This is a genomic window from Mesorhizobium onobrychidis (genome assembly GCF_024707545.1).
Taxonomy (GTDB): Bacteria; Pseudomonadota; Alphaproteobacteria; order Rhizobiales; family Rhizobiaceae; genus Mesorhizobium; species Mesorhizobium onobrychidis.
Genome location: NZ_CP062229.1, coordinates 2,223,705 through 2,238,797, shown reverse-complemented (window position 1 = coordinate 2,238,797; position 15,093 = coordinate 2,223,705). Strand labels below are relative to the sequence as shown.

Below are 15,093 nucleotides of genomic sequence, written 5' to 3'. Positions count from 1 at the left end.
GGAATGGATGACGATGAGCAGAAATACCCAAGCCAGTTGGCGGAGCGTTTTCAGGTTCGATTGCCGGCAGGCCTACGAGATCGAATAAAGGCTTATGCCGAGCGTCACGGTCGATCGATGAATACGGAAATCGTGCGCGTGCTGGAGCAGGAGTTTCCAGAGCAATGGCCGATAGACACTCGTTTGAATGACCTTGCGGAGATGATGGCGATTCTTAGGGCTGGGACATCCGACCCCCGCATTGACGAGTTCGTTTCGAAATTCGAGGAGACAGTTGAAGGAATTGTCTCAGGCCGTGTTACGGGCGTCGATTTGGAGACGCGCGAAAGCATTATGGGAATGTGGCAGGCATATCGCTCGCGCGAAGACGAAAAGAACTACGAGGCAGCCCAGGACGCGATGCCAGAATACGACGACGAGGAGCGCCGATCATTGGAGTTGACGGGACGGTCGGAGAAGTTTGCTCTGCCGCCGCCTCGCCGCAAAGAGTGGAGCGAGATGTCCGAAGAGGAGCAGGATCGGCACATCAAGGAACGGTTGAAACTCGAAAGGGAGACGGGGGAGCAGTCGAATTCATCGGACCTTCCGCTCCCCGAATGGAAGCCCTGACCCATGTCGATTCGTAAGCGCACTTGGACTAACGGCAAGGGCGAGGAGAAAACCGCCTGGGTGGTCGACTACGCCGATGGCAAAGGCGTTCGCCGACTGAAGACCTTCGCGAAGAAAAAGGACGCCGACGGTTTCGGTGCGACAGCCAAGGTCGAGGTCCGCGAGGGTGTTCACGTTGCCGACAGCGCGAGCGTCACCGTGAAGGCGGCTGGAGCTTTCTGGATTGCGACGGGCGTAAATGACGGACTCGAGCGTTCCTCGATCGACCAGCGCAAGCGCCACCTGCAACTTCACATCGAGCCGTTCATCGGGGCGACCCTGCTATCCCAACTTACGGTCCCGGCCGTGCGCGAGTTCGCGGACAAACTCCGCGAAAAAAACCGCTCACAGGTGATGGTTCGGAAGATCCTCGGCTCGCTAGGTGCGATTCTATCGGACGCGCAGGAACGCGGCCTGGCTACGCGCAATCCCGTCAGAGATCTGCGTGGCACCCGGCGAAGGGGCAAAGAGCGCCAGGCCGACAAACGCAAGAAGGGCAAGCTGAAGGTCGGGATCGACATCCCAACTCGCGAGGAAATCAAGGCCATCATAGGCGCGGCTACAGGCCGCTGGCGCCCGCTGATGATCACTGCGGTCTTTACGGGAATGCGATCATCCGAATTGCGCGGGCTGCGGTGGAGCGACGTGGACATGGAGCACGCGCAGATCAGCGTGCACCAGCGAGCGGACGACTATGGAGTGATCGGCCGGCCGAAGTCTGAAGCAGGTGAAAGGACAATCCCGGTGCCGCCGGCGGTCATCAGCGCATTAAGAGAATGGAAAGTTGCCTGCCCTCGCCGCGCATCTACAGATCAGGACGGGACTCCTGTGAAGGAACTTCACTACGTGTTCCCGACTGGGAGCGGCAACATCGAAGGCCGATCGAACATCACCAAGCGCGGATTCCTACCAACTCAGCTATCGGCAGGCGTGGCCGTAGCGAGCGAAGAACGAACGGAGGACGGGAAAGTCGTCATGGTTGCCAAGTATGGAGGTATGCACGCCCTGCGCCATTTCTATGCATCATGGTTGATCAATCGGCCGCAAGACGGCGGGCTCGGCCTTCCACCGAAGGTCATCCAGGAACGGCTCGGGCATAGCTCGATCGTGATGACTATGGACGTCTACGGGCACCTGTTCCCGCGCGGCGATGACGCCGACGAAATGGCTGCAGCAGAACGGGCGCTTTTGGGTTGAACGCGACATAGATGCGACAAAGGACCGATTTCGACAACGAAATCAACGTCAGGACCAAGCATCATAATCCTGGGGTCGGGGGTTCAAGTCCCTCTCCCGCTACCACTCTATTCTTCCACAATGGTCTCTGCTTGGACTTGGTCGCCCCGAAACCCCGCAGAACAGCAGGCCTTCGGGCCGAAAGCTGTGGAGTGGCTGTGGTGGTGAGAGCGACTCATTTTGTTCTCTGTTGGCCCATCTCCGAAGCTGAGGAGTGCGCCTTTTTACTCCCGAGCTTTTGCTCTCTGAATTTGCAGGACTTTTCGGTTCCAAGCTTGGAGTGGTTTGCTGCGACGCCGCTATGCGGAGAACACAGAAAGCAAACCAACCGGTGACCAAATTGGTCAGCCGCTTCGGCCTAGGAGCGGTGCCGAACTTCAAATGTCTGGAATGGGCCGAAAGCAGACTGGCCGCTCCTGGCATCCGAAGAGCGACAGCAGACATTCGACCAGGTGGGATTGAAGTCTCCAACTGACCCGAAGCGGCCCTTCCTGGACCGAATTTCCTTCCCGGAAGCCGACTTTCACCAGAACCACCAGTCCTGACCCCAAACCGGTCCTTGCTGGGCCGATTTGGCGGCTCGTAAGCGGACGTTGCCCGGAACCAGCGACTTTGCACCGTTCCTGCCGTTCCAATTGAAATCAGCTACGGCGCTAGGTGACCCGGCTCCAGTCATTCCCAAAGCCGTCGGCTTCTTCAAACCGCCGATCAGCGGCATGGAAGTGGCATGTTATTCAGCCCGCTTGGGCGCGGTGAACGTCCATAGGGGGCGATGCTGACGTCGCGACTTTGCCAAGCTGGAAGACCTCCGTCGCCTCGCCGCGGCCGCGCAGCCGATGCTTGCCCGCCGGGATCCTTTCGAACCTTTCGTCGAGCCGCGACGCGGTCTCGCCGGAAATGGCGATTGCGGCGGTGGCGCCCGGTTCGAGCTGCTTGCCGAGGTCCTGCAGCCGCTGGCTGACGTTCACGGTGTCGCCGACGATCGTATAGTTGACGCGGTCGGATGCGCCGATATTGCCGACGATGACGGAGCCCGTGTGGATGCCGATGCGGACATGAAGCGGAGGCCGGCCTTCGCCAGCCGCTTCCAGATTGTCCTTGTCCAGCTCCTCGCGGATGGCCGCGGCTGCGCGGACGGCCGCGGCGGCATGGCCCTTCAGACGATCCGGCGCGCCGAAGAACGCCAGCATGCCGTCGCCCAGGAACTTGTCGACAGTACCGCCATGTGCATCGACCGCGCCGCACAGGATCGCGAAGTGGTGGTTCAGCAGCCTGGCCGCGGCGGCGGCGTCCATCTGCTCCGACAGCGTGGTGAAGCCGGCGATGTCGGTGAACATGACGGTGACGACCGCTTCGCGCGGTTCGGCGATGCCGATCTCTCCGGTGCGCACCAGCTTGGCCACCAGCGAGCGCGGAATATAGGTCGAGAATGCACGCAGACCGATCAGCATGGCATTGAAGGCCGAAGCCTGGTTGTCCAACTCCAGCACCCTGCTGCGCGGCAGGGGGGTCACGCCGTCGAGATCGAAATCGGCGACGCGCGTGGCCTGGCCGGCAATCGCCTGGATCGGGCGCGACAGGCGCTTGCCGAGAAGAATCGCGACGATGACCGCCACCGCCATCGCGCCAAGTCCAAGCATGGCCGATCCCATGACGCGCTCGATTTCGTGACCGATCTGACTGGTCTTGAAATATGCGCCGAGCGTCCAGGGCCGGTCGCCATAGCCGGTGATCTCACGGGTAATAGCGACGTAAGTGTTCTCTCCGTCCCATGACGTCGAACCGTCCTTGTCGTCAACCTGGATTTCGGCAACCTCGATATCGCGGGTACGCTGCGTGCTGAACTCCGCTTCCGGTTTGCGCGCCTCATATCCGGCGAGAACCGGATCGCCGAAATTGGCGAGCGGCGTCAGCGGCAGGATGCCGTTCTTCAGCGCATCCGGGGAAGCCAGCCGCTGGTCCGCCAGGATGGATCCGTCGCCATCCAGAATGAAGGCATGCGTGCCGAAGCGCGACGACAGTTCCTGCGTGATTTTGGACAAGTTCTGCAGTTCCACCGCGGCGATCACCCAGGCCTTCGTGGCGCCATCGCGTGACAGCGGCGCCGAGACGTTGGCGAACAAGCCATATTCGTTGGCCACGAAGGCGCCCCACCGGCGTCCGTCGACCTGCTGGCGCTCTTCAAGAACGGCGCGCACTTGCGGCGATTTCTCGGTCTCGGCGGGGAGTTTCCGGATCGTTCCGGCAGGATATTTGGCGTCGTTGTCCCCGGTCACCGCCGCCCCCCTGCAAATCAGGTCGGGTGTGCAGATCAACATTGCGTTCACCCCCGGCACTGCCGCCAGCGCACTGGCAAGTGCCGCCGACATCGCCTCGTCGTCGATCTGGAACTCGCCCTGCTTGTAGAGCTGCGCGACGCCGTCCACGGCGCTCTCGGCGCGCCCCATCTCGGCGCGCAGCAAATCCTCCATCGCATCGATCAGGAGCGTCGACTGGGCGCCGAGCAGGTCGAAAGTGTTGCGAAGGTTGGCGCCGACCGACAATGCGAGCACGCCGCCGACCGACAGGAACACGAGGCTGCCGAAACTCATCGCCATGATGACTGCAATGGGGATGCGACGCCGCTTCTTTTCGGGGCGGACCAGACGCACTGGTTGTGCGGACGTGCTCATGCAGCCAATGTCATAATGCGCCACCGCATTGCAAGCCCGGTGACGGCTTTAAGGAGAGGACGCGCCGAAGCATTCGCACCAATGTGGCGCCGATGTTTCCAGCGCCGATGATTCCGATCCTCATAGGGGTGTTCCTTTCGTAAATATGGAAGAGCGCCCGCCTCAGTCGCGGACGCGGGCGCCTCGAAGATGCGCCCCTTTCTCGCGCAGTGTCGAGAGTGTCAACTCCCGGAAAGGCGCATGCACGACATGATCGTCGCCGCCATGCAGGAGAACCGGGCGATCATCAAGGCGCATATCGAGCGAATGGTGACGATCTTTGAGGCGATCATTCGCGAGGGGACCGAGGCGGGCGAACTCAAGGTCGAGGACCGGCAGAAGCGGCCCGTGCGGTCAACACCGCGTTCACGCCGGTCTTCCACCCGATTCTGATCGAGCACTGCGTTCAACACGGCGAAGACACCGAAGCGGCCCTGCTTGAGCAGATTCGGTTTATCCTGAAAGCTCTCGGCAAGTCGGCCTAAGGCGCAGCGTGCCATATATGCAGGCACTGTGGTTCCGGAGAAGGGCGCGCGAACACAAGGTTTGCGTCGAAGGCCAACTCATCTTCAAAACCACGGCGCAAACGTTGCACGCGGCGCTGGCCGAACAGGGATAACCTATGTGCAGGAAGAGATGGCAAAACCCTACCTCGTGCATATGCTCTGACCAGGCGGATCCGGGCGGCCATACCGTCCGACAGTCGGCTCAGGATCGCCGGCAGCCGTAGCGCGAACGTCAGGTTTGGAGGAGGGCTACGATTGACTGGAAATGGCGCAACCGCGACCGTCAGCGTGGTCGCTTGGAATGTCGGCTTTCAGGAAACGGCAGAGCTGTTCGCAACGTCCGACATTTAGGCGCAAAGCTGTCATTCGTGGCCGACCGCTTTGATCTGCGGACTTGTCGATTGGTTGCACTGGCGCTTCCGTCGGACGAAGATTGACCGGCGGGATGAGTGGGCGTGGCTGTCTGTTGTCATCCGAGTCCTGCAGGGGGAGCTAACCAGCGGACCGGGCCTACTGGTGTAGATAGCGAAACTACGCACTCGTCTGCATCGAGCTCAGTAGGCGTCGCTCTTCTTCGACAATATAATCGCGGATGACTGGGACATCGTCACGGCGAGTCGAGATCAGTATCTGGAAGACAAAATTTGAACCGTTTAGGAAGCCGAGTTCGGCCGACGCCAGATAGAAATCCCACATACGGCAGAAGCGTTCGCCCATCATGGCGACTGCCTCCTCGCGCCTGGCCTCATAACCGAGACGCCAATCGTGGATCGTCCAGTAATAGTGCAGCCGCAAATTTTCGCAGTCGGCGCACCAGATCCCCGTGCGCTCCAACGAGGCAAACACCTCTGACAAAGCCGGCACATACCCACCTGGAAAGATATACTTGCGGATGAACGGCGCCGTGGTACCAGGCGGTGACATGCGTCCGATCGCATGAACCAATGCGAAGCCGCCCTCCTTCAACAATCTATTAATGATCGTGAAATAGCTGTCGAAATGAACGACGCCCACGTGCTCCATCATTCCGATCGAGACAACACGGTCAAACTGTCCGCTGACCTCGCGATAGTCGACCTCGCGAAAATCGATCTGGTGAGCGACCCCGGCCTCGATCGCTCGAAGCCGAGACGCCGCCAATTGCTCCGTCGAAACGTTGATCGCCGTGACCTTCACGTCGCAATACTTGGCGAGATAGATGGCGAGAGCGCCCCAGCCTGAGCCGATTTCCATCACATGCATGCCCGGCTCTAGCTTGAGCTTCGCGGCAATGTGGCGATGCTTGTCCATCTGCGCTTGCTGCAGACTGTTGTCCGGTGCCGTGTAATAGGCGCACGAATAGGTCATTGTCTCGTCGAGCCATAGCTCATAAAATTTCGTCGGGATGTCGTAGTGATGCTGAACGTTTTTGGCGGCGAGACCGAGCTTGTTGTTCTGCTGGCGCCGGCGCAACGCACGCCAGACTTTCCGCAACGCCTTCTGAACAGGGTGGGCTGCCAACCCAGTGCGGTTGACGGAAAAAAGTGACAAGAGGTCAAATGCTTTGCCACCGTTCTCGATCACCAAGCGGCCATCCATGTAGGCTTCGGCCGCCTTCAGTTCCGGATTGAAGAAGATCTCGCGTTCGACCGCTTTGTCGGTTAGGCGGATCGTCACGTCGGGCCCATCCTGTCCACTGCCGAAGGCTTGCCTGAAACCGTCCTCGAATATGACAGTCAGGCACCCGTTTTTTACAAAACGGGAAAGCAGATTTGGCAGCAGACGCATTGTGGCTCGTTTCTCGTCACTTGCCCCGTAAGTATGACTACCAAGTGTCGGTACATCAATACCGATGTGGGGGCGGAGAGGGATCGGACTTCAGAAGTCTCCTCCCAATGCCGAAGTAGCGACCCATCCGGGGCAGCCTGCCCCGCGATCAGAAATGTCTGCTTCTGGCGCAATAAGATGTCCAGGGTGGTCGCCGGCAGCGTCTGCTATCCGGCAATCGCAAAGATCGCCTCAAGGGCGGACATTCGGCGCAAAGCTGCCGTTGTATGTTGCACATAATGATTTGCTTTGGCCAGCAGACGAACTAGGCCGTCACGCAGTTCCCCGGAACAGATCCTCTCGAAGCGTGTTGCGCCAGCTCCAAGCTAAATTGGAGCACAACCATGAAGCCCGAAGACGCCACCTACCCTCCTCTTGATGTCGCCAAGTCTGTCGCCCCTGGGATCTGGATCGTCGACAGCGGACCGCTGAGCGTGATGGGCATTCCAGTCCCGGTGCGCATGACGGTTATCCAGCTCGGGAATGGCGGTCTCCTGCTGCATTCACCAACACGGTTCGCTTTTGAGCTGAGAAAGCAGCTCGAGCAGATTGGTCCGATAGTGCATCTGGTTGCGCCAAACAGTGCACACTGGACCTTCCTCAAGGAGTGGCAGAACCATGTGCAGGGAGCGCCGACTTGGGCCGTTCCGGGCTTGCGCCATCGGGCACAGGTCCGCCGGGCTGGCGTCAGGATCGATCACGATCTGGCCGCAGCGGCGCCGGAAGCCTGGTCGAAAGATCTCGATCAGGTTCTCGTTCCAGGAGCCGGTGGGTTCACCGAAGTCGCGTTCTATCACAAGAACAGCCGAACTATGGTGCTTACGGATCTAGTCTCAATCTCGAGCCGGAAAAGCTGCCGTTCATCATCAGGCCGGCGGCGCGCCTCTTAGGCGTCACGGCACCTGTGGGGAAGGCCCCCATTTACCTGCGGATGATCATCAAACGGAAGCATGAGCAGGCGAAGGCGGCCGCGGAGCGCCTCGTGGCTTTCCAGCCAAAGCGCGTGATCTTCAGCCATGGCCGGTGGTTCCACAAGGATGGGACGACATTACTTCGCCAGTCGCTGGCCTGGCTTCTCTGAGGGCGGCCGCAGAGAAGATTGTCAGCAGGAAGTAGCCATCAACTCCCGTTGCCGTTCCCATTCGACGGGCAAACCCCTGACGAGCGCCTGGAGCTGAACCCCCATGGACTGCCGTCCGTCGAGTATGGCTTCGACCAGATCGGGCGCGAGCAGCGTCAACTGGAGCACATGGGATACGAAAGAGCGGTCAAGCCTTTCGGCCGCGGCAAGTTCGATCACTGTGGCGAACTCGCCTGTTTCCAGCATGTGTTTCCACCGGAACGCCCGCGCCAGCGCCCGGATCAGAGTGTTGTCTTTGCGTGGCCGTGCTGGGGTCCATTGCTGTGCGCCGGCGGGCGAGATGATGATCTTGCGGCCACCACGCTTGCGCAGGGTCAGCGGCAGATGGACGGTGAGCGATCTACTGTCAAGCCTATGGCCGCTGGGTGGAGTCCGAGAAGAAGCTGAAGGATACCCCTGCCCTGCTCAGGACGCCAGCCGGCTACGTGCAGCCCTCGCCCTGGCTTGCCATCTCCAACAAGAATGTCGAGCTGATGCACAAGTTCATGAGCGAGCTCGGCCTCTCGCCCGTGTCACGCAGTCGGGTCGCAACGACGCACAGCATGGGACCCAGGCCATGGGAGTTCACCGGCCAGGAAGACGACGAACTCTTTTCGTGAAACCCTGCGTCGCTAAGCACTGCTGCATCGAGCCGTCCATGCCAACGGCTAGCCAAGCAAAATGGTCGTCGCTTCAACAGGCGCCATAATCAAGTATAGTCCCAAAGCGATCGCAGACGGAGGAGGAACGGAGCAAATGTCCGTCGACGCCGGACCGAGAAAAGTGGACGCCGAATATGCGATTGAGTACCTCCAGGAGCATCCGGAAGCCGGGCTTTGCTGCGAGGATCGGCGCTGGTGGATTACGCCAAATGCAAACGAGACCGATCAGCAGGTCCTGCTTCTTGATGTGGTTGAGGCTGAGCGGCTCAAAGATGATCCTCGCCTTCGACTCGTGTCCGGAATCGCTCATGCGGGCCGGTCGCTCTGGGTTGTTCGGAGAATGACATAACTACCTGCCATTCGAACGTTGAAGGAACCGGGTCGGGCTTAGCTTTGTCAGGGGAGCATATTATGCCGGTACCATTCGCGGACCGAAAGGATGCGATTCGCGCGGAGTTAATCAGGCGCGCGACCAGAGGCCTAATGATCACATACGCGGAATTGAGTCGTGCAGTCGACATTCCGGACATGGGATATTGGAAGCCAGTCCTGGATGAGATCAGCCGGGAGGAGACTTCCAAGGGGCTACCGGACATCACCTTTCTTGTTATGTCGCGAGAGCGCGGACTGCCGAGCCAAATAGGCTTTAAGCCGGCGAAACCAGGCTCCCCCAGCCAGGAAAGACGCGCGGTAGAGGCAATTCGGGAGGCCTTCGAATACTACCGCCCTCCGAGAGCATAACCTCGGAAAGCTGCAGCATCGAAGCGGCTCCCGCTATCTGCATTATCTTGTCGTGATCCAGCGAACTCGAACGGGCGGCGCCTCGCCGCCTACTGCCAGCTACGGTGGAACCGGCCTCGGCAAAGGCGATCATTCGCAGGGCCGCGGCCATAGCCTGCGCTACGGTCCCGTGTTCCTGTCGAGCGCAAATGCGACCCTCTCGCGCAGCAACTCGGCCATGTCACCATTTAGATGCAGCCGTACCCGGCCGCCACGGGCATCCGTGAGCATCAGCGCCACGCCGTCATCGGTTTCGTTGTCGGCTAACTGAACATCCGCGACCACGAATTCGTGTGTGTTCCTGTTCTGATCTGAACTCATTCTTCGCTCTCCTCTGCTGAAGAACGATGTAGAGCATTAAGCCTGGTGAGCCATGAGCGCTCCCAGGCTCAGGCAGGCCTAACAAACGAAGAGCGCCAGCCGAAGTCCTCCGGCCGGCGCTTAGGCGGCCAAACTGCTTGCCGGTCGGGGCCCAATGACGCGACCAATTTGCGCATGTAGTCGCGCTGGCTGGAAATTTTTTGGTCGAATTTCCGACTATTTGAATTGATCCCTCTGTCCTTCGATATGGATTAACGCTGTAGCCCGACCTTTTCGGCTGCCTCCGCTATCAAGCAAAATCGGGAGAGCATCCGCGCGCTTTCGTGCTTCGGACCTTGCGGCCGAAATGACGCTGGTAAGCTCAACTCGCGTGTTGCCGTCCACGTTGAAGGGTAATCTCAGATCCGACGAAATCAGCTGCTTCTCCAGCCCCCACGGCCTCTCAATCTCGGCCCGAGCGACAAAAGCATGCCGGTCCAACCAGCTATCCAAGACGCATTCGCCGGGGTTGGTGAAGGTATAGCGTCCAGTACTTCCTACCTGTTTGATCCCGGACTTTAATGGCGCATCATTGCCGTCCGAATCAAAGGATGCGCTATGGGACAGGTTCTACACCGCCGCGCCACGACGACAGAGGCAGTCCGTCGAGCGATACAGCATAGTCAAGAGAGCCTGAGAGCGCTGGCCAAGCGCTACGGCATCGATCAGAAGACAGTTAGAAAGTGGAGGAACCGGATCTCGACCGCCGATCTTCCCACCGGCCCGAAGAAACCAAGATCGACAGTGCTGTCGCTCGAAGAGGAAGCGGTGATCGTCGCCTTTCGCAAGCACACGTTGCTGGCGCTGGATGATTGTCTCTATGCCCTACAGCCCTCGATCCCGCATCTGACGCGCTCGTCGTTGCATCGCTGCCTTCAGCGCCATGGCATTTCGCGGCTGCCGCAGGTGGACGCCGACAAGCCGGCCAGGAAGAAGTTCAACGCCTATCCGCTCGGCTATTTCCATATCGACCTCGCCGAGGTGCAGACCGCCGAGGGCAAGCTGCGCCTTTTCTTGGCCATCGATCGGACGTCGAAATTCGCCTATGCGGAATTGCACCCGACGGCGGGCAAGATGGCGGTGGCCCAATTCCTTCGCAACCTGATCGCGACCGTGCCCTATGCCATCCATACCATTCTGACCGACAACGGCATTCAGTTCGCCAACCGGACCTGCGACCGGCATGCCCTTCAGCACATCTTCGACGGCATCTGCGACGAACATGGCATCGAGCACCGGCTCACAAAGATCAACCATCCCTGGACGAACGGCCAGGTCGAGCGGATGAATCGGACCATCAAGGACGCCACCGTCAAGCGCTTCCACTATGACGATCACGAGCAACTGCGTCGGCATCTCGCCGACTTCATCTTAGCTTACAATTTCGCGCGCCGGCTTAAGACCCTCAAGGGCCTCACGCCCCACGAATTCATCTGCAAAATCTGGGCAAAAGAGCCCGAACGGTTCCGACTCGATCCCACCCATCAAATGCCGGGACTAAACACCTACCCGGCGCAGCTCGATGCCCAATTCAGCAGCGAGCAAGCAGCCTAACGTGCGGCGCAACGTCGATCCAGCCGCGTTCCCGGAGTAGTGCGTACGAAGTCGTGAGCGAACGTTTTGGCTACTCGGCCTGGCGCCGTTAAGTGGCGGTGCCTTGGGGGAGATGCCGACGTAGAGGAGCTTCTTTCCATGTGCCTCATGACAACCGGCCGTGCTTCCGGCCGGCGCTTACGATCGGCTGCGAAGTCAGTCTTTGATCCTGTAGATGCGTCCGCGGCCCTCGGTCTTCTCTGACGTGACAGTCAGGCCGAGCTTCTTCTTAAGGGCACCGGCGATGGCCCCGCGCACCGTGTGCGATAGCCATCCGGTGGCTCATGATTTCCTCGATGGTGGCGCCGTCCGAGCACGCAGCATCTCGATCAGGCTCGCCTGCTTCGTTCCGCCTCGGGTCTTCGGCGCCTGCGGCGTGCCGCGGGCAACGGCCGCCCTTTTCCTCTGGCCGGCTTGGGCGTTCCCCGGCGAAGCCGAAGCCGCCTGCGGGGCACCTGTGGCCGGCTCCGACCCGTCCTCCGGTTCAATGCCCAAGGCTTCAAATGCGTGCGGCGTCAGCACCAGCGTCAGACGTTGATCGTCCTCGGCAGTGCGCCACACGGCGTCGCTGAGCTCGGCCTGGATCTCTTCGACCAGTTCCTTGGCAATAAGGCTCGCGTGACCTTTTCGGCCGCGCCGCCCTTCAGATTGGAATGCAAAGGCAGGACGCGGCGGTCGGCGCGCTGGCAGGCTGTATTAAGGACGACCAGTTGGGTATCAGAAAGTTTCATCGGGATGCTCCCGCTTCGAATGCGGCGAGACGATCCCGTCGCTTCTACTGCCTCGGGCCCCGAATGCTGTCGGGGCTCGTGCAGGAGCGTCAGCTGGCAGGGTTAGTCGGCGAGGCTCGTCACCAGTTCGATGTCGGTGCGGTCGGCATGCTTTTTCCAACCCAGCCGGTCGGCGACGATCAGCCGGCGACAAGCTGCGATCATCATCTCGTCGCCGTTATCTTTGGCGGCCTCGAGCACGTCCCAGACGATCTGCATCCTGGGCGTGGTGGCGAATAGGTGCCTGTTCATGCAGGGCTCATCCTCTCTGGTTGGTGACACCACTCATGCTCGGACGGCGAACAACATCAACGGCTGAGTGGATCATTTCATTGCTTTCAGAAGCCGGCGGCCGACCGCCCATGCGAGGTATGGTGGAAGTCTGACATTTGGTAGCCTTGGGGAAATGCTGCTTTCGACCCTTTGCGGAAGTTCGCTCGACTCCGGCCTAGCTCACGCCGTTGACCCTGACCGGCCCTTGGGATCGTCGGCGAAGTGTTTTTCCAGGAATTCGGACCTGAACTTTTGTGGCGGAGTGTCAATGTCCGGCCGACCCTCCGGCGTAAAGTCCATAAGATTCCAATACGGCCACACGGTGTCGACATGATTCATCATCGTTTCAGTTCCCCAGAAATGAAAAATCCTTCCGTCCCGCTTCATGAATACATGCATCACTGGCCATTGCATGTCGTCAGTATCCCCCTGGCACTTGTAATCCGCCTGATAGGGAGACACCGATCCGGAAACCAGCCAGATCTGCGACCATCCGCGTTGTTTGGCCCAGGCATTAATTCGTTCGGCTGGGGCTTTGGCAATTGCGACGAACGAGGCGCCACTTTGGGTTACTTGATACCAGCTTCGATCGAACCCATCGACCAGTGACGTGCAGGAAGGGCAAGGTTTGTCCCAGTTCGGACCAAACATGAATGAGTAGAGCAGCAGCGTGTTTTTATCGGCAAACAGCTCAGAGAACTTCACGCTCGTTCCAACTTTCCCATCGTTGGCCACTGGAAGACGTAGTCCTCCTTTAATTGCCCGCCGGGAGGGAGGTTGCGACGTTTTTCCGCCACGGATTTCACCTTGTCGATAAGTTCTTGCTCATCCTTGAGCAATGCTGCGCGCGCATCGCGATACTCGTTGCTTTCGTTAGGATACCGGAGTTCACTCATGTTCATCTCCTCTCTCCGGGATGGGGCATCCATATAAAGCTGCCGGGCGTTCCATAGTTCCAGCCTGTGACGACTCGTCGGTTCCTCCTCATCGGCGCTCGACATATAGGAATCGCTACCAGCCCAAATCGGCCGTAGGTTGCCCCACCAACGTCGGCCGGGTCGACTGTTGCCCATGGGTGAATGTCCGCTCCGCAGAACGCCCCCTGATGTCGGGAAATGGCGCTCGTTGCTCGTTCGGTGGACAAAACAAACAGCCGCTTTCCACCCAAAGCGGGAATCTGACTACGGTCACCAAGGGTGGATTTTCGCCAGCGAACACTGGGCGCATAGCAGTTGTGTAAAGTCGCTAGATTGGTACCGGCATACTGCATTGCTACATCAGCGCCGTCGACGGCTCCCCTCCTCCCAGCCGTCGGTGAAACCCAGCCCGCCGGTTATCCTCTCCCGAGCGGGCTTTTGTTGCGCCGCAACAGAAATCCCATGAATATCAATGGGTTGTCTTGCTATCCGGTGGCGAGTAAGCAAACTGCAAACGGTGGTTTGCAGTTTGAACACCCCGGAAACAGCAGCATGACGAGCGCGGTCGCCTACGATCGAGTCTCCACACAGCGGCAAGGACGCTCGGGCTTGGGCATCGAGGCCCAGCGTGCCGCGGTCGCCCGCTTTGCCGAGGCCGAGGGGATGATCATCCTCCAGGAGTTCGCCGAGATCGAAACCGGAAAGGGCGCGGATGCTCTTGATCGACGGCCGCAATTGAATGCCGCCCTCGCCCTTGCCCGCCAGACAAAATGCCCGGTGGTCGTGGCCAAGCTCGATCGCCTCTCTCGTGATGTCGCCTTCATTGCCGGACTGATGGTCCAGCGCGTTCCGTTCATCGTCGCCGAACTCGGCGCTGACGCCGACCCGTTTATGCTGCACCTTTACGCCGCTTTGGCCGAGAAGGAGCGTCGATTGATCTCGGAGCGCACCAAAGCCGCCCTCGCCTCACGCAGGACGAGCATAAAGCTCGGCAATCCGACCAACACCGCCGAAGCTGCGGCGAAAGGTCGTGCGATATCGGTGCGCGAGGCTGACCGATTTGCCCAGACCGTGCTCCCGATCATCGCCTCCATCCGGCAGTCCGGCATCACAAGCCTGCGTGGCCTGGCGATCGCCCTGAACAGTCGAGGCGTTCGGACAGCGCGCAATGGACTTTGGCAGGTGTCGAACGTGCGCAACATATTGGGGCGGCAAGCTTCTGCGAACTTGCTTTTATAAGCGGGAATTTGCTGACCAGCATGTCCCCATGGAAGCGATCTTTGATGACCGTTCCAAAGCCGTTGCGCACCCTCGCAGGGTCGTGCGGGCTCTAGTCGGCGTCATCGCCCTCAATCTGGCTGGCAATCTCGTTGCCGGCCTCGCTATCGATCTCGGCATAGCGGTTGGAATGGCGATGGCCGGCTAGGTCCGTCGCCGCCTGTACATCCGAGGTCAGCGACGGCGCATGAGGCTATCGAAACTCTCTGATAGCCGCACGACGCGTTGTGCTAGGCGCCAGACACCCTCCTGGTTCAGGTCTCCTATGACCCGCCGGTTTGCACAGCGCCTTCGAGCATGTTGAGACTGCGGCCGAGTTCAGAACCCGCCCAATTGCACGTCGTTGCCGCCGATTACCGCACGCATCGTTGCAGGGTCTTTCGAAACCAGGGAGCTTGAGCTACGTGTGACGGGTGCCATCAACGAGACGGAG

At 59.8% G+C, this 15,093-nt stretch carries 19 protein-coding genes; 9 read left to right on the top strand and 10 right to left on the bottom strand.

Annotated elements, in window-relative coordinates; translation table 11 throughout:
• The first annotated feature begins 3 nt into the window (after positions 1-3).
• Positions 4-609, top strand: coding sequence for an Arc family DNA-binding protein (locus tag IHQ72_RS11040; RefSeq protein ID WP_258122454.1), 606 nt, complete (start codon positions 4-6; stop codon positions 607-609).
• 3 nt (positions 610-612) lie between these two features.
• Positions 613-1,845 (top strand): tyrosine-type recombinase/integrase, encoded by a 1,233-nt coding sequence (locus IHQ72_RS11035; protein ID WP_258122452.1) that lies wholly within the window; start codon positions 613-615, stop codon positions 1,843-1,845.
• Between the two features lie 773 nt (positions 1,846-2,618).
• Here the strand turns inward: IHQ72_RS11035 and IHQ72_RS11030 are convergent.
• A complete protein-coding gene (locus IHQ72_RS11030; protein ID WP_258122451.1) occupies positions 2,619-4,556 on the bottom strand; it encodes an adenylate/guanylate cyclase domain-containing protein in 1,938 nt (645 codons plus the stop codon).
• Between the two features lie 240 nt (positions 4,557-4,796).
• Here IHQ72_RS11030 and IHQ72_RS36875 point away from each other — a divergent pair, with 240 nt between their 5' ends.
• Positions 4,797-4,988 carry a hypothetical protein gene (locus IHQ72_RS36875; protein WP_309508819.1) on the top strand — a complete coding sequence of 64 codons (192 nt, stop codon included), beginning with the start codon at positions 4,797-4,799 and terminating at the stop codon, positions 4,986-4,988.
• A gap of 644 nt (positions 4,989-5,632) precedes the next feature.
• Here the strand turns inward: IHQ72_RS36875 and IHQ72_RS11020 are convergent.
• A complete protein-coding gene (locus tag IHQ72_RS11020; protein ID WP_095490911.1) occupies positions 5,633-6,868 on the bottom strand; it encodes an SAM-dependent methyltransferase in 1,236 nt (411 codons plus the stop codon).
• A gap of 383 nt (positions 6,869-7,251) precedes the next feature.
• Here IHQ72_RS11020 and IHQ72_RS11015 point away from each other — a divergent pair, with 383 nt between their 5' ends.
• A complete protein-coding gene (locus tag IHQ72_RS11015) occupies positions 7,252-7,797 on the top strand; it encodes a DUF4336 domain-containing protein (protein WP_309508818.1) in 546 nt (181 codons plus the stop codon).
• A gap of 212 nt (positions 7,798-8,009) precedes the next feature.
• On the opposite strand, the gene IHQ72_RS11010 is transcribed toward IHQ72_RS11015, so the two are convergent.
• Complete coding sequence (locus IHQ72_RS11010; RefSeq protein WP_245318963.1) at positions 8,010-8,234, bottom strand: hypothetical protein; 225 nt, start codon at positions 8,232-8,234, stop codon at positions 8,010-8,012.
• A 179-nt stretch (positions 8,235-8,413) separates the two neighbouring features.
• On the opposite strand from IHQ72_RS11010, the gene IHQ72_RS11005 reads away from it, so the two are divergent.
• Together IHQ72_RS11005 and IHQ72_RS11000 are read left to right on the top strand one after the other, a co-directional pair.
• Positions 8,414-8,647: a P27 family phage terminase small subunit gene (locus IHQ72_RS11005; RefSeq protein WP_165848647.1), complete on the top strand. Its 234-nt coding sequence runs from the start codon at positions 8,414-8,416 to the stop codon at positions 8,645-8,647.
• Positions 8,648-8,783: 136 nt separating this feature from the next.
• Positions 8,784-9,038 (top strand): hypothetical protein, encoded by a 255-nt coding sequence (locus IHQ72_RS11000; RefSeq protein ID WP_123149402.1) that lies wholly within the window; start codon positions 8,784-8,786, stop codon positions 9,036-9,038.
• Between the two features lie 551 nt (positions 9,039-9,589).
• Here IHQ72_RS11000 and IHQ72_RS10995 read toward each other — a convergent pair.
• Positions 9,590-9,790, bottom strand: a complete 201-nt coding sequence (locus tag IHQ72_RS10995) for a hypothetical protein (protein WP_123149332.1) — start codon at positions 9,788-9,790, stop codon at positions 9,590-9,592.
• A gap of 216 nt (positions 9,791-10,006) precedes the next feature.
• Positions 10,007-10,282 carry a hypothetical protein gene (locus IHQ72_RS37050; protein ID WP_374120344.1) on the bottom strand — a complete coding sequence of 92 codons (276 nt, stop codon included), beginning with the start codon at positions 10,280-10,282 and terminating at the stop codon, positions 10,007-10,009.
• A 105-nt stretch (positions 10,283-10,387) separates the two neighbouring features.
• Between IHQ72_RS37050 and IHQ72_RS10990 the strand changes: the two genes are divergently transcribed.
• Complete coding sequence (locus IHQ72_RS10990) at positions 10,388-11,383, top strand: IS481 family transposase (RefSeq protein ID WP_258122450.1); 996 nt, start codon at positions 10,388-10,390, stop codon at positions 11,381-11,383.
• Here IHQ72_RS10990 and IHQ72_RS37045 read toward each other — a convergent pair.
• From IHQ72_RS37045 to IHQ72_RS10970, 5 genes are all read right to left on the bottom strand, one after another.
• Positions 11,327-11,497, bottom strand: coding sequence for a GIY-YIG nuclease family protein (locus IHQ72_RS37045; protein ID WP_374120389.1), 171 nt, complete (start codon positions 11,495-11,497; stop codon positions 11,327-11,329). The two genes, IHQ72_RS10990 and IHQ72_RS37045, sit on opposite strands and share 57 nt — an antisense overlap.
• 81 nt (positions 11,498-11,578) lie before the next feature.
• Positions 11,579-11,680, bottom strand: a complete 102-nt coding sequence (locus IHQ72_RS10985; protein ID WP_258122449.1) for a DUF3489 domain-containing protein — start codon at positions 11,678-11,680, stop codon at positions 11,579-11,581.
• Positions 11,681-12,255: 575 nt separating this feature from the next.
• Positions 12,256-12,444 (bottom strand): hypothetical protein, encoded by a 189-nt coding sequence (locus IHQ72_RS10980; protein WP_258122448.1) that lies wholly within the window; start codon positions 12,442-12,444, stop codon positions 12,256-12,258.
• A gap of 201 nt (positions 12,445-12,645) precedes the next feature.
• Positions 12,646-13,170, bottom strand: coding sequence for a DUF899 family protein (locus IHQ72_RS10975; RefSeq protein WP_258122447.1), 525 nt, complete (start codon positions 13,168-13,170; stop codon positions 12,646-12,648).
• Positions 13,167-13,361: a DUF899 family protein gene (locus IHQ72_RS10970; protein ID WP_258122446.1), complete on the bottom strand. Its 195-nt coding sequence runs from the start codon at positions 13,359-13,361 to the stop codon at positions 13,167-13,169. Before IHQ72_RS10970 ends, IHQ72_RS10975 begins: the two co-directional genes overlap by 4 nt.
• Positions 13,362-13,820: 459 nt before the next feature.
• On the opposite strand from IHQ72_RS10970, the gene IHQ72_RS10965 reads away from it, so the two are divergent.
• Positions 13,821-14,621, top strand: a complete 801-nt coding sequence (locus IHQ72_RS10965) for a recombinase family protein (RefSeq protein ID WP_374120343.1) — start codon at positions 13,821-13,823, stop codon at positions 14,619-14,621.
• A gap of 28 nt (positions 14,622-14,649) precedes the next feature.
• Positions 14,650-14,808, top strand: coding sequence for a hypothetical protein (locus IHQ72_RS10960; protein ID WP_258122445.1), 159 nt, complete (start codon positions 14,650-14,652; stop codon positions 14,806-14,808).
• Positions 14,809-15,093 lie beyond the last annotated feature (285 nt).

Coding starts and splice junctions, on each gene's coding strand:
- IHQ72_RS11015 (WP_309508818.1), top strand. CDS start 7,252: ATGAAGCCCGAAGACGCCACCTACCCTCCTCTTGATGTCGCCAAGTCT.
- IHQ72_RS36875 (WP_309508819.1), top strand. CDS start 4,797: ATGCACGACATGATCGTCGCCGCCATGCAGGAGAACCGGGCGATCATC.
- IHQ72_RS11010 (WP_245318963.1), bottom strand. CDS start 8,234: ATGCTGGAAACAGGCGAGTTCGCCACAGTGATCGAACTTGCCGCGGCC.
- IHQ72_RS11000 (WP_123149402.1), top strand. CDS start 8,784: ATGTCCGTCGACGCCGGACCGAGAAAAGTGGACGCCGAATATGCGATT.
- IHQ72_RS10970 (WP_258122446.1), bottom strand. CDS start 13,361: ATGAGTGAACTCCGGTATCCTAACGAAAGCAACGAGTATCGCGATGCG.
- IHQ72_RS10960 (WP_258122445.1), top strand. CDS start 14,650: ATGGAAGCGATCTTTGATGACCGTTCCAAAGCCGTTGCGCACCCTCGC.
- IHQ72_RS11020 (WP_095490911.1), bottom strand. CDS start 6,868: ATGCGTCTGCTGCCAAATCTGCTTTCCCGTTTTGTAAAAAACGGGTGC.
- IHQ72_RS10995 (WP_123149332.1), bottom strand. CDS start 9,790: ATGAGTTCAGATCAGAACAGGAACACACACGAATTCGTGGTCGCGGAT.
- IHQ72_RS11040 (WP_258122454.1), top strand. CDS start 4: ATGGATGACGATGAGCAGAAATACCCAAGCCAGTTGGCGGAGCGTTTT.
- IHQ72_RS11035 (WP_258122452.1), top strand. CDS start 613: ATGTCGATTCGTAAGCGCACTTGGACTAACGGCAAGGGCGAGGAGAAA.
- IHQ72_RS11030 (WP_258122451.1), bottom strand. CDS start 4,556: ATGAGCACGTCCGCACAACCAGTGCGTCTGGTCCGCCCCGAAAAGAAG.
- IHQ72_RS10980 (WP_258122448.1), bottom strand. CDS start 12,444: ATGAACAGGCACCTATTCGCCACCACGCCCAGGATGCAGATCGTCTGG.
- IHQ72_RS10990 (WP_258122450.1), top strand. CDS start 10,388: ATGGGACAGGTTCTACACCGCCGCGCCACGACGACAGAGGCAGTCCGT.